General features: G+C 34.1%; 15 protein-coding genes. 14 read left to right on the top strand and 1 reads right to left on the bottom strand.

Annotation, left to right across the window (positions count from 1 at the left end; genetic code table 11):
• Positions 1 to 12: 12 nt before the first annotated feature.
• The 14 genes from nirB (at position 13) to BHU61_RS06110 (ending at position 11,902) form a co-directional block, all read left to right on the top strand.
• Entirely contained in the window at positions 13 to 2,415 is a 2,403-nt protein-coding gene (nirB, locus tag BHU61_RS06175; RefSeq protein ID WP_111715396.1) for a nitrite reductase large subunit NirB, read from the top strand.
• 2 nt (positions 2,416 to 2,417) lie between these two features.
• Entirely contained in the window at positions 2,418 to 2,732 is a 315-nt protein-coding gene (locus tag BHU61_RS06170) for a nitrite reductase (NAD(P)H) small subunit (protein WP_111715394.1), read from the top strand.
• Complete coding sequence (cobA, locus tag BHU61_RS06165; RefSeq protein WP_111715393.1) at positions 2,720 to 3,742, top strand: uroporphyrinogen-III C-methyltransferase; 1,023 nt, start codon at positions 2,720 to 2,722, stop codon at positions 3,740 to 3,742. The genes BHU61_RS06170 and cobA overlap by 13 nt, the downstream gene beginning before the upstream one ends.
• Before the next feature lie 31 nt (positions 3,743 to 3,773).
• Positions 3,774 to 5,138 carry a hypothetical protein gene (locus BHU61_RS06160; RefSeq protein WP_111715391.1) on the top strand — a complete coding sequence of 455 codons (1,365 nt, stop codon included), beginning with the start codon at positions 3,774 to 3,776 and terminating at the stop codon, positions 5,136 to 5,138.
• 103 nt (positions 5,139 to 5,241) lie between these two features.
• Complete coding sequence (locus BHU61_RS06155) at positions 5,242 to 5,874, top strand: MOSC domain-containing protein (protein ID WP_111715389.1); 633 nt, start codon at positions 5,242 to 5,244, stop codon at positions 5,872 to 5,874.
• A 72-nt stretch (positions 5,875 to 5,946) separates the two neighbouring features.
• Positions 5,947 to 7,152 (top strand): DUF819 family protein, encoded by a 1,206-nt coding sequence (locus tag BHU61_RS06150; protein WP_111715387.1) that lies wholly within the window; start codon positions 5,947 to 5,949, stop codon positions 7,150 to 7,152.
• A 55-nt stretch (positions 7,153 to 7,207) separates the two neighbouring features.
• Positions 7,208 to 8,275 (top strand): M42 family metallopeptidase, encoded by a 1,068-nt coding sequence (locus BHU61_RS06145; protein ID WP_111715386.1) that lies wholly within the window; start codon positions 7,208 to 7,210, stop codon positions 8,273 to 8,275.
• A gap of 58 nt (positions 8,276 to 8,333) precedes the next feature.
• A complete protein-coding gene (locus BHU61_RS06140; protein ID WP_111715384.1) occupies positions 8,334 to 8,537 on the top strand; it encodes a hypothetical protein in 204 nt (67 codons plus the stop codon).
• Positions 8,538 to 8,573: 36 nt separating this feature from the next.
• Positions 8,574 to 8,981 carry a hypothetical protein gene (locus tag BHU61_RS06135; RefSeq protein WP_111715383.1) on the top strand — a complete coding sequence of 136 codons (408 nt, stop codon included), beginning with the start codon at positions 8,574 to 8,576 and terminating at the stop codon, positions 8,979 to 8,981.
• A 14-nt stretch (positions 8,982 to 8,995) separates the two neighbouring features.
• Entirely contained in the window at positions 8,996 to 9,571 is a 576-nt protein-coding gene (locus tag BHU61_RS06130) for a nucleotidyltransferase domain-containing protein (protein WP_111715381.1), read from the top strand.
• Between the two features lie 75 nt (positions 9,572 to 9,646).
• Positions 9,647 to 9,985: a PadR family transcriptional regulator gene (locus BHU61_RS06125; RefSeq protein WP_111715380.1), complete on the top strand. Its 339-nt coding sequence runs from the start codon at positions 9,647 to 9,649 to the stop codon at positions 9,983 to 9,985.
• Positions 9,975 to 10,751 (top strand): hypothetical protein, encoded by a 777-nt coding sequence (locus BHU61_RS06120; protein ID WP_111715378.1) that lies wholly within the window; start codon positions 9,975 to 9,977, stop codon positions 10,749 to 10,751. Before BHU61_RS06125 ends, BHU61_RS06120 begins: the two co-directional genes overlap by 11 nt.
• A 119-nt stretch (positions 10,752 to 10,870) precedes the next feature.
• A complete protein-coding gene (locus tag BHU61_RS06115; RefSeq protein WP_111715376.1) occupies positions 10,871 to 11,332 on the top strand; it encodes a hypothetical protein in 462 nt (153 codons plus the stop codon).
• Between the two features lie 30 nt (positions 11,333 to 11,362).
• On the top strand, positions 11,363 to 11,902 hold the full coding sequence (locus BHU61_RS06110; RefSeq protein WP_111715375.1) for a histidine phosphatase family protein: 540 nt from the start codon (positions 11,363 to 11,365) through the stop codon (positions 11,900 to 11,902).
• A gap of 281 nt (positions 11,903 to 12,183) precedes the next feature.
• Here BHU61_RS06110 and BHU61_RS06105 read toward each other — a convergent pair whose 3' ends face one another.
• Positions 12,184 to 13,830, bottom strand: coding sequence for an alpha-keto acid decarboxylase family protein (locus tag BHU61_RS06105; RefSeq protein ID WP_111715373.1), 1,647 nt, complete (start codon positions 13,828 to 13,830; stop codon positions 12,184 to 12,186).
• Positions 13,831 to 13,882 lie beyond the last annotated feature (52 nt).

The following is a 13,882-nucleotide window of genomic DNA, read 5'->3' as shown; positions in this document are numbered from 1 at the left end:
AGGAGAAATAATATGAAACAACAATTAGTTATGATCGGTAATGGTATGGCAGGTATACGTACGATTGAAGAAATATTAGAGCGTAATCCAGATTTATTTGAAATCACAGTTATTGGTGAAGAACCTTATCCAAACTACAACCGTATTATGCTTTCAAATATTTTACAGAAGAAGATGGATATACAGGAAACGATTCTTAATGATTATGATTGGTATAAAGAACAAGGCATCACTTTAATCAATGATGATAAAGCTGAATCAATCGACAGAGCAAATAAAACAGTAACAACGAAAAAAGGGATCACAGTTTCATATGATAAATTAATCATTGCTACAGGTTCAACTGCTTTCATGTTACCGATAGATGGTGTGAAACTTGAAGGTGTTATCGGCTGGAGAACAATTAAAGATACAGAATACATCATTGAACAGGCACGTCATTACAAAAAAGCTGTTGTCATCGGTGGTGGATTACTCGGCTTAGAATGTGCGCGTGGATTATTAGACCAGGGCATGGATGTTACAGTTGTACATTTAGGCGAATGGTTAATGGAAATGCAGTTAGACCGTAAAGCTGGAGAAATGTTAAAAGCTGATTTAGAGAAACAAGGCATGAAGTTTAAATTACAAGGAAACACACAAGAAATTATCGGTAAAGATCGTGTTGAAGCAATCCGTTTAAGTGACGGTTCAGTAATTGAAACAGATTTAGTTGTAATGGCAGTAGGTATTCGTCCGGTAACGAAACAAGCACGTGCAGCTGAACTTGAAATCGGTCGTGGTATCGTTGTTAATGATTATATGCAGACGAGTGACCCGGATATTTATGCCGTTGGTGAATGTGCTGAACATAACTCAAAAGTATACGGCTTAGTAGCACCACTTTACGAACAAGGGAAAGTATTAGCAGATCATATCACAGGCAATCCAACAGATGGTTATCACGGATCAACTACATTTACATCACTTAAAGTATCTGGCTGTGACCTATTCTCTGCCGGTAAGATTTATGAAGGTGAAAAGACGCGCGGTATTGAAGTGTTTAACGGCTTAGATAATGTCTATAAAAAAGTATTCGTAGAAGAAGGTAAAGTTGTAGGTGCTGTACTTTACGGGGATACTGAAGAAGGTAACCGTTTCTACAATATGATGAAAAAAGAAGAAGCAATCGAGGAATTCACATTAGTATCTTTATTACACAAAGCTGGTGAAGTTGATGCAATCAGTGTTGAAACGATGGCAGATGATGAAACAATTTGTGGATGTAACGGTATTTCAAAAGGACAGATTGTTAAAGCAGTACACGAAAAAGGTTTAACAACTGTTGCAGAAGTTACAGCGCATACTAAAGCCGGTGGATCATGTGGTAAATGTAAAGGACAAATCGCTGATTTACTCGTTCATACTTTAGGTGATAAATTTGAAGCGGGTGGCCCAACTGGAATTTGTGGATGTACAGAACTTTCACGTGACCAGATTGTGACGCAAATTCGTGCAAAAGGTTTAAAAACGTCTAAAGAAGTACGTCACGTATTAGGATTTAAAAACTTAGGTGGATGTCCGAAATGTCGTCCGGCAGTCAACTACTACTTAAATATGTGCTGGCCACATGAGCATGAAGATGAAAAAGATTCACGTTATGCAAATGAACGTTTCCATGCAAACATTCAAAATGATGGTACTTTCTCTGTCATTCCACAGATGCAGGGTGGGGTTACAAATCCTGATCAGTTAATTAAGTTAGGTGAAGTTGCGAAGAAATATGATGTACCGTTAGTGAAGATCACTGGGGCACAGCGTATCGGTTTATATGGTATTAAAAAAGAAGAATTACCTCAAGTGTGGGAAGATTTAGGCATGCGTTCAGCATCTGCTTACGGAAAAAAACTACGTTCTGTTAAATCATGTGTCGGTAAAGAATTCTGTCGATTTGGTACGCAGTTAACGACACAACTTGCAATTCGACTTGAATCAACATTTGAATATATCGATACACCTCATAAATTTAAAATCGGGGTATCAGGTTGCCCACGTAGCTGTGTAGAATCTGGTGTGAAAGATTTCGGTGTTATCGGCGTTGAGAATGGCTTCCAGATCTTTGTTGGTGGTAACGGTGGTACGGAAGTTAAAGCTGCAACATTACTTACAACTGTAGCAACTGAAGACGATGTGATTCAATTATGTGGTGCGATGATGCAATACTACCGTGAAACAGGTATTTATGGTGAACGTACTGCACCATGGATGGAACGTCTAGGATTCGACCAGGTAAAAGATGTATTGCTTGATGAAGCGAAACAAAAAGAATTATTTGAACGTTTAATGGATGCCAATAAAGCACGTCAGGAAGAGCCGTGGAAGGCAATTGCATCAGACGAAGAGAAACGAAAAATGTATGAAGTGGAGCGCGTATAGTCATGGAAAAAATCAAATTATTCAATGTATCTGAACTAGAACCTCAAATCGGTAAGAAAGTATTTGTTAAAGATGAAGAAATCGGTATTTTCTTATTAGAATCTGGAGAAATTAAAGCAATCGGCAATCGTTGTCCTCATAAAAATGGTCCTTTAACAGAAGGTACAGTAAGTGAACATTACGTATTCTGTCCGCTGCATGACAGAAAAATTGATTTAAATGATGGACAGGTTCAGGCACCAGATGAAGCAGATGGATGTGTTTCAACATATAAAGTAGAAGTAGATAACGGTGAGTTATTCATATGGATAGACTAGGAAAAGTCATTTTTATTGGAGCTGGACCAGGTGATCCTGGTCTTGTTTCTTATAAAGCAATCAGAAGAATAAAGACTGCAGATGTCATCATATATGATCGACTAGTCAATCCGATATTATTACAATTATCAAAACAAGATTGCGAACTTATATATGTGGGTAAAAATCCAGATGTTAAATATAAAGCACAGGATGAAATCAATCGTATTATTAATGAGAAAGCAGCATTAGGATTAACAGTAGTACGTCTTAAAGGTGGAGATCCTGGTATATTTGGCCGACTCTCTGAAGAAGTAGATAGTTTAGAAAAGAAATATGAATATGAAGTTATTCCTGGTATAACAAGTGCTAGTGCGGCTGCACTCTATTCTGGATTTCCATTAACTGATCGCGCGCATGCGCCTCATGTTACTTTCTCAACAGGTCATCTGCAAAAAGATAGTATGCGCGAAATTGATTTTCAGGCGTTGGCTAAAGGTGGTACACTAGCGCTTTATATGGGGATGAAAGCATTACCTGAAATTGTCTCTGTCCTGTCTAAAGATATGGATGCACATTTAAAGGTAGCTGTCATTGGCAATGCAAGTTATGGTTATCAAAAAACGGTGATAGGAGATTTATCAACGATAAACGATCTTGTTATAGAACATAAAGTTACACACCCAGCAATGATTATTATCGGTGATGTAGTAAATGTGCGTGACGGTTTATCATGGTATGAACAACTACCGGAGTTCGGATTAAGAAAACTATACATTTCACAAAAATCCATCGACAAGCAAGAAATACTGGAGATGTATGATCAAGGTGGATTTTATTATGCAATTGATCAGTTAAACGATGACCTTGTACAAAGTAAGTATTTCAACATCCATTCTGAAATATTATCGATTCATGGTTTTGATGAAGTCATAACAGACTCACTCGAGTCAATAAGTTTACTAGAAAGTAGATTTAATATAAAAATCAATCCATCAAAGGTTAAAATGAATGAAAGCTTGAACGATTAGTTCAAGCTTTTTTAAATCAAGGAGTTATCAAATGACAATCAATGAAGAGAAATTTATAGCGGTATTACCAAAGTTAAACAACACAGAACATGTATATTTAAGTCTTTTAGCGGAGCGTGGCTTAAACATTAATCGAGATAGTATTCAAACAGAAGTCGTTTTACCAAACTTGGTCGAAGCAGGCATCATCTCTGCTACAAATGGTGCAATGTCCTTTATGCCGATTGAAATAATCAATATCTACAATCAACATGTCTTAAATAGTGAATTTGCTGAAATACAATCACCATCGGAAGAAGAAATCGAAAATGAAAGCGCAGCGTTTGAAACGAACATTGCGCAATATAATGAACAGATGAAGATGGAAGAACAAATCGATACAATGATTCAAATGCATGGGAACAAACCGTTAAGAGAACATTTAAATCATTTTACGTTAGAAGATTTAAAAGCAATCGCCCTGTTTTACCAATTGGACATTAAAGATGATAAGCAAACCCAAATTAATATCATTCATGAATCATTTTTCAAAGATTTCACGATGCTAGAAAAAATGCTGAAATATATGGATTACGAGTTGCTGTTAAATATCGAGAATGCACTACAATTCAACTATGATAACTTTACATATATGAAAGGTGCAACAAGAGAAATCTTCTTGTATGCACATACTTTTAATGAAATTCTTTTCTTACCAAATGACGTTGCAGCACATATTAAGAAATATCAAAAGCAACATGGGTATTTAAATGAGGATATTGAGAAGATTAAATTTTACCGTGGTATTTTCAATATATATGGATTTACACGCATCGATATCATGCAGCAAGTGTATGGTAAACTTTATCAAGAAACATTAACGCGTGAAATGATTTTGAAAGATATTCAAACGTTCTTCCCGAATTTAGTACCGAATATCAAAGGAAACTGGATAAAGCACGAATTATATTCACATCAGCAATTAAATTTAGATGAGATGTTCAGTAATATGGAATATTATATACCGCAGTCAAAAGAAGCGGTATATAAATATATATTAAACGCATATGTTGAACCAAGTAATAATACACGTGAACTGAAAGTTGAATTAAAACGCAATATGAAAGGTGAAGTAATTTACAATCAACAAGTTGAAGCACTTTATTCAGAGATTATTGAGACGTTCCGTGTGACAGATAGTTTTGAAACTGCATTTGAATTTATAGCAGATTTAGGGGCGAAGAACATGATTAGTGTCGTACCAACTGAACGATTAACGCGACTTTTGAAAGACGTTTATACGGAAGTGCGTTTATGGCGTTTGGGTGGTAAGAAAGTAAGTGAAATGCCTGAATATAAACGAAGTAAAATACAGGTAGTTCAGAAGAAAAGTAAGAAGAAAAAGAAGAGAAAATAGGGATTTTATGAAATAACAGCTGCTCACTTGAGTGGCTGTTTATTATTTACTTATGTAATTGATAATAATAAACTTGAAGTAATACAAAATTAGAGGTGAGCGTATGCATTATGAATTAAAAAGAATTTGTATCGGTGGTATAGAAAAGATTGATGTAAACGGTAAAGAGAAGAGAACTGCTTATTATAAATATCCTATTGAGAATGCAGTACAACTCACTGTTACAGGGTTTGTCGGAGATCAGCATGTTTATAAAGGTCATGGTGGTGTCAATAAAGCGGTCTGTTTATATGATTATAAGGATTATGATTTATGGTCAGATTACATGGATATAGATACAGAATTTAGTTTGTTCGGTGAGAATATTACGACTGTTGGACTAGATAAAGATACGATTTGTATTGGCGATACGTTTAAACTTGGAGAGGCACTTATTCAAGTGACTGAAGGACGTGGACCATGTAATACGATTGCACAGGTTCACAATGTACCGAATATTGTAAAGATGATGGCTGTAAGTCGAGCAACAGGTTGTTACTTTAGAGTGCTTATTGAAGGTGTAGTTGCACCAAATAGCAAGTTAGAACTTATGAAGAAAGATGAAACTGGATTGACGTTACATGAGTTTAATGAATTAGTTTACGGTGATAAGCGTAATAAAACGCTAATTGAAAAAGCATTAAAAGTTGATGCTTTACCTGAAGAACACAAAGAAAAGTTTGCGAAACATTTATAATAAATAATTACCTCTTCAATAATATAGAATATTCTGATAAATTAGAAGTATAATGCTTTGAGGAGGTAAACGATGAAGACGCTTTTTGCAGCAGACGATGTCATGACGTTATGGGCGATCATTGTAATATTCAGCAGTCTAAGTATTTATCTTGAATTAAAATATAAATGGGCAGCCAAAGTTTCAGGGGCTATTATTGCCTTAATCTTTGCACTGTTACTTTCAAACTTTAAAGTGATTCCTACAGAGTCCGTTGTCTATGATCAAGTATGGGGTTTTATTATTCCGCTAGCTTTACCGTTATTATTATTTCAAATTGATATTAAAGCAATATGGAAAGAAAGCGGTCGCTTACTCGGTATATTTTTATTAAGTTCGGTGGGGACAGTAGCCGGGACTTTAGTAGCATTCTTTTTACTAAAAGAATATATCCCTTATCTCGATAAATTAAGTGCGATGATGAGTGCAAGCTATATTGGGGGTGGTGTGAATTTTGCAGCCATGACTTTAAAGTTTGATCCACCTAAAGATGTAATATCAGCTGCAGTAGTTGCAGATAACTTAATGACAGCGATATTTATTTTAACTTTAATGGCGATACCTACAATGCAATTCTTTAGAAAGAAATTTAATACACCGCACATTGATGAAGTAGAAGGAACACATATTGCAGGGCAGGATGATTATTTCAGTCGTAAAGAAATCTCTCTGCTCGATATTGCGTTAAATTTCGGTGCAGCATTTTTTATTGTAGCTGTATCATTTAAACTGTCAGCATTTATGACTGATATTTTGCCGAAAGCGGATGGCAATATTTTATATGAAATGTTTACAGGTCTTGTAACAGATAAATATTTAATCTTAACGACGTTTACATTTGTATTGCTATTACTATTCCCTAAATTCTTTAAACAGTTAAATGGTAGTAGTGAATTTGGAACATTTCTTATATATCTTTTCTTCTTCGTATTAGGAATTCCAGCTTCAATACCTTTAATAATGCAGACAGCACCATTGCTATTATTGTTTGTGTTTATTATTGCAATGTTAAATCTTGTCATAAGTTTAGTTGCCGGTAAATTAATTGGCGCAGACTTAGAGGAAATATTACTTGCTAGTAATGCCAATATAGGTGGGCCGACAACTGCAGCAGCATTAGCTATTGCTAAAGGGTGGCATAAATTGATCGGACCGATTCTTGTTGTAGGTACACTCGGATATATTATCGGAAACTATGTCGGCACAGCGATTGGTGTATTTTTAGGACAGTATATGTAATAATATCCTATAATGACATAAAATATAAGTTTACGGTGGAATAGGAGATGTATTGATGGATCAGCAACTAGAACTACTTAAACAAATGACAGAATGTAATGCACCGGCGGGATTTGAATTGCCGATGACACAATTAATGCAGCAATTATTTGAAACGATTAACGTTGAAACGGTACGTGATAACACTGGCAGTATATTTGGTGTCCGTAAAGCGAATAGTGAACACGCTATCATGTTATTAGGCCATCTTGATGAGATTGGCTTTATGGTTACTGACATCACTGAACGAGGCTTTATAAAGTTTACAAGTCTCGGATACTGGTCACCGATAGTGATGACAAGTCAGAAAGTAACGATACATACGAAAGATAGGGATATAAGAGGGGTAATCGGAGGGAAGCCGCCACACGTGTTAAGTGTTGAAGAGAGAAATAAAGTAAATCTAGAAAATATGTTTATAGATATCGGGACGGCATCACTTGATGAAACAATAGCAGCAGGGATTAAAGTTGGAGATTGTATAACACCATATACTGAGTTTGAAGTGATGGAAAATCCAAATTATCTGTTAGCAAAAGCATTTGATAATCGCTTTGGATGTGCACTTGCATATGAAGTTTTTAAAAATGTTACTTCACCAAAGATTAATCTATATTCCGGAGCCGTAACACAGGAAGAAACATTGTCTCGAGGTGCAAAGACAGCTGCTAACTTAGTAAAGCCAAGTCTCGCGATTGCAATGGATGTATGTTTCTGTTCATTAACGCCTGGTATGGAGGATGCAGGTAATGCGAAGTTGGGTGACGGACCAGTTATTATATTAGCCGATGCATGGAATATCGCGCATGTTGCATTGAAACAATATATTATTGATGTCGCAAAAGCACACCATATTGCAATACAGTTCGATCACTTAACAGGTGGCTACACAGATGCAGGACACGTCGCACAAAGTAACACAGGTGTGCCAGCAGTAACAATCGCTGTACCAACACGTTATATTCATAGTAATGTATCTATGATGAACCGAGAAGATTATACCAGTGCAGTGAAATTGATGACAGCTGTTGTTGAAGGACTGGATGATGCATTAGTGGATAAGATTATAGGGCAAACATACTAATACTGTATAAATTTGGTTGTTTATGATAAGATGATAAAAAACAACTAAGGTGGTAATTATGAAAGCATTTACTAAAGGTCTAATAGTAATTATCATGCTGTCATTAATAATGATAGTGTCTTTAGTAGCAACTGAAAGATATTTTAATCAGCAGGAAATTGATATATTGGTTGAAGGTGCAGAATCACGCAACCTTGATTATGAGTTAATCATTACAAACGAGCTCACAAAAGCTTATAAATTTGAAGCGAAATCATCATAATACCCACTGAGAAGTGGGTATTTTTTGGAGGAGAGAATGAGATTAAAGAAGTTAAGAGGAAAGAAAAGGTTATTTAACAGGATATCGCAAAGTACTATCGATGATGAGCAAATGAAGATATTAAACTATATTAATATTTATATACCTCAGTTTGTATATGTATTTGATATGTATCATAATGATAAAGTACTTTATTCTTTTTATAAGACAATGATAATTAAAGCACAGAAAGATTTCTCGGAATATAAGAACGTATTATATATTAATGAGACGTATCCAATGAATTCACAATTAATAATACAGGTTGAGGATTATTATAAGGTTGATGGAAAAGAAGAAGCTGTAGATAAAAAAAGATACATCCTCGTCTTGGAAAAAAACTTTAATATAAAATTTATTGGTTACAAAATAGAAGATGAAATCATTTTATTAGCCAGAATATAAGAGAGGCGTTGAGAATGAGGACGGACTTTAATAATTGGCAGCTACTTAGTATAGAATCTTTAAAGCAAATAATGCATGATGCAGACTTTGATTGGTATTTGGCTGGAGGGATTGCACTGGATGAGTTTCTAGGAAGAAAAACGAGAAATCATGAAGATATTGATATATTGGTGAACTTTAAATATTTAGAACGGATTTTAGATTTTTTTAATAATTATAAAGTTTATACAGCGAGAAATGGATCTTTAAGTTTATATGCACTAAATAATATTAAATCGACTGACAGTCTGTGGATTGCAAATGATGATAAAGAATCATTTATTATTGAAATTTTATTATTTGAAGAAGAAGCGGGACATTGGATCTATAAAAGAAACGCTGCTGTTAGGAAAAAAATTGAAGATATATATTTTGTTAAGTATGATATGAAAATAATACAACCTGAAATTCAATTGTTGTATAAAATGAATAGCAGTAATATTAGAGAAAAAGATTTAGATGATTATCATAATATATATCCAGTGCTTGAGGAAAAACAGAGAGCGTGGCTGGATCAATATGTAAAATTAAAAAGTGACTATCTTTTATAATAAGATAGTTGACTTTTTTTATTTTCTGTACTATCTTATATTATAAGATAGCTATCTGAAGCAAGGAGGTTTCAAATGTCTGTACATAATCAAATGATGAAAGGATTATTAGATGGAGCAATTCTTGGTTTGATTTCTCAAGGTGAAACATATGGATATGAGATATTAGAAAAATTAAAAGAAAAAGAATTTCCTGAAATTAGTGATGGTAGTATTTATCCGGTATTACTTAGATTAGATAAAAAAGGGTATGTCAGTACGCGAATGATTAAATCTGATACCGGTGGTCCAAAGAGAAAATATTATTCAATTACAAAAGAGGGTTTGGATGAATTAAAAGTGTTTAAGGAAAAGTGGGATTTATTGAATACAGGCATAAATAATTTGATGAGGAGTGTTGATGATGTTAAGTAATGAAGCAGAACATTTTTTATTACAATTAAGATTAGAGTTGGCATCGAAAGGTAAGAAAGACGAAGATATTGATGCGATTGAAGAAGAATTACGTGATCATTTGTACGAAGCAGAATCACGTGGTGAAAGTGTAGAAAGCGTAACAGGAGGATCAGTAAAGGAATATATTAAATCTATTTCGAATGAATTACCATTTGACAAAGGGATATTTAGTTTTATATTTTTGATGCTAATCTCTATATTAGCTTTATTAGCGATACCTCGATTAATATCCGGAGATTTAGATTTAAGTCTGAATAGATTGATATTTTATGCAATTATTATATTTATATTAGCACCATTAGAATTATGGATTTTAAAATCAATTTTAGTGAGACATGGTGACTCTAAAACTACTTATATTTATGGTTTTATATTGTTTATTTTAATAATTGCTGTTATGACAATAGGTGAGCTATTATTGTCAAAGTTTCCAAGTAAGTCTTTGGCAAGTATTGATGAAAAATATAGTTTGATAATTGGACTGATTCTTTCTTTGATCTTTATTGTCGTTTGTATAGTATTAAAAAGTTGGTTTTTTATTGCAGTATTAGTTTATATCATTATGCCAGAATTAATTCCTAAATTTTTCACAAGTGGAAATCCGAAGAATGAAGATTATATTAATGCTTCACTCATAACATATACTGTTATGAATATACTATTTGGAACAATAGCATTTATTTATTTTAAAAGAGATATGAAAAAAGATAAGGTGAAACGATGATTTCTATAATAACTGATTTAATAGATTTTATTGGTAATTTGTGCGCAGCGCTTGTGTCGAATGATGATAAAAGAAAAAAATAATCAAGAATAATTTATTAATGATAAGGGAGTGATTTCATGAAGGGATTTCTCCTGAATGAAGGTGGATTTGTTACATATCCTTTTGAAGTATTTAAACACATTGAAGAATATGTGAAGTCTCTCAAATGGAAGATATATCCCCATGAGCATAATGGGGATTTTAACTATAATACTGTACCGTTTGATGATCCAGATAATCAATTTATAGATGGAGAAACGTTATATTTAATGTTGGAACAATATTCAGATGTGCAGTGGATATGGGGTGTATTATCAGGATTTCCTAATGAAGTTTCCTGGGAAGAAATTATTGAGGATTCAAAGGATTATGATATCACTGATGAACAACCTTATTATAATAGCGGATTTAAGCATATAGAGAATAAATCAGTATTTGAATTAATAGCGATGGATAGTTCAAGAACGATAATATTAATAGATGATGAGAAAGTTCAAGATGAATTGCTAGAACATTTTCCGAATTCTGAAGAATTATAAAAATGATGTTTCAGATGAAAGGGTAGTTAAATGGGCAAAGTATATTTTATTAGACACTCCATTCGAGATATTTCGTATAAACATGATGAAAGTGCACCATTGACTGAAGATGGTGTAAGGCTTGCTCAAAGTTTAATTGAGATTTTTAAAGATAAAGAAATTTCAGGGATTTTTTCTAGCCCTTATAAACGTGCATTGGATACAGTTACGGCGATTGCTGAAAATAAAGGTTTGAAGATAGAGATTTTAGATAATTTTTATGAGCGTACGGTTGGTGATTGGATCGATAATTTCTCGGAATTTGCAGAACGTCAGTGGAAGGATTTTGATTATAAACTTGAGAATGGTGAATCATTGAATGATGTTAAGCAAAGAATTGTGCCGGCGTTTGAAGATCTGATTATAGGGAGCGAGGGTGACTTAATTATTTGTGGTCATGGTACTTCTTTTTCAGTATTGTTTAATCATCTGACTGATGGGGCGTTTGGTTATAATGATTTCTGTGAAATGAACATGCCAGATGTATTTGAATATGAAATTGGCGGAAATGTAGTGGCTAAATATATATGATTTGTTGTAATAAATTTGAAAATGTTGCGCATACTGTATGAGTTGAGTGCAATATTTGTAAGTAGTTTACAATTTCTGCACACTCTGAATGTGAAATGTGCAGTAGTTGTAATTTATTTCAAATTCTTGCGCACTCTTGTTGGACTCTGCGCAATATTTGTAAATAAAAGTAATCAGATGCACACTATTTATACAAAGTGGGCACATGCAGCCATATTATGGTATCCATAATCAAAGAAACCCCCGTCTCCTCATATTTATGAGTAAACGGGGGTTAAATATTATGCTTTTTTATTTGCTTCTGCAAATGCTTTAGAGATGTCGATTAATTTTTTCGGTGCATCTTGAACTGCCATATGGATTTCAACGAAATGTAAGTGATCTTTATCCGCTTTAATTTTATCCATTACAGCTTTCAATTCGTTCGAAGTTTTCGCGTCGTGTACAACAACTTCATCTTTTGCACCAAATGTTTCTGGTAACTGTTTATAGTTCCACATTTTAATATCATTATATGGTTCTTCCATACCGTGAATGAGTCTTTCTACAGTATAACCATCGTTATTGATAACGAAGATGATCGGTTTAATGCCTGTGCGAATCATTGTTGATAATGCTTGAACTGTTAATTGTAAAGACCCATCTCCAATCAGTAATAGGTTACGACGGTTTACATCGGCATGTTGGCTTCCTAGTAATGCCGGGAATGTATAACCGATTGATCCCCATAATGGTTGTCCGATATATTGATTGCCTTTATAAAGTGATAAATCATATGCGCCAAAGAATGATGTCCCTTGTTCGGCAAGTAAGATATCATCTTTTTCTAAGAAGGCATTAACTAATTTAAAATAGTTTTCCTGAACTAACGGTTCATCATTTAATACATAATTCATCTCAGAGCGTTTAAATTTAGGATAGTCGGCACTATTCTTATAGTCTAATGTCAATAATCCATCTACTAAATCGATGATTGAAACGTCATCACTTACAACACTGCCAGCTTTAAAGTCATTTTGATTCATGAAGATAACGTCGTTAACGTCAAATTCATAGCTGAATCCAGCAGTCGCTGAGTCAGTTAATTTTGCTCCTAAATTAATAATACAATCTGAGTTATTTACATAGTTACGTACATTTTCCTCAGCAATTTTTCCGTCAAAGATACCTAAATATTTATTATTTTCTTCATTAAAGGCTGATTTACCGAGTGATAATTGAGCTACCGGAATATTTGTTAAGTCTGCAAGTTGTTCAAGTTTATCGTGTAGATCAAATGAATTAATTTCATGACCTACAATGAATACAGGTTGTTTTGCTTTTGATAATCTTTCTTTAACTGCTTCGATATACTGTGATACGTCTTTTGCTGCGTGCTGATACGCAACAGGAGCATCTGTTACTTCAATTTCTGTTAATGCAACATCTATCGGTAAATGAATATGAACAGGACGACGTTCACGAATAGCTGCATTGATTACGCGTGGTATTTCTGTTTGCGCATTTTCAACTGTCAAAATTGTTGTTGCACAAGTAATGTGTTCATACATTTTAGAATAAGCATCAAACACACCTTCACCTAATGAATGATGAACGTATCGTCCTTCTTGCTGAGCGATACTTGATGGTCCACCAGCAATCTTTATAACAGGTACGCGTTCGGCATAACTTCCGGCAATACCATTGACCGCACTTAATTCACCTACACCAAAAGTTGTACTCACTGCAGCTAATCCTTTAACACGTGCATAACCATCTGCTGCATACGCTGCGTTTAATTCATTCGTGTTACCAATCCATTCAATTTTGTCATGTCGTACAACATCATCTAAAAAGGCTAATGTAAAGTCACCGGGCACACCAAACATTTTATCTACGCCGTTTACTGCTAATGTATCTAATAATAGTTGACCGATTCTTTGTTTCATCAATATTCTCTCCTTATATTAATTATTCTTTCTTTAATATAATATGTGAAAA

It is taken from the genome of Macrococcus epidermidis, from assembly GCF_003259695.1.
Classification (GTDB): Bacteria; Bacillota; Bacilli; order Staphylococcales; family Staphylococcaceae; genus Macrococcoides; species Macrococcoides epidermidis.
This window is presented reverse-complemented; position numbering and strand designations above follow the sequence as displayed.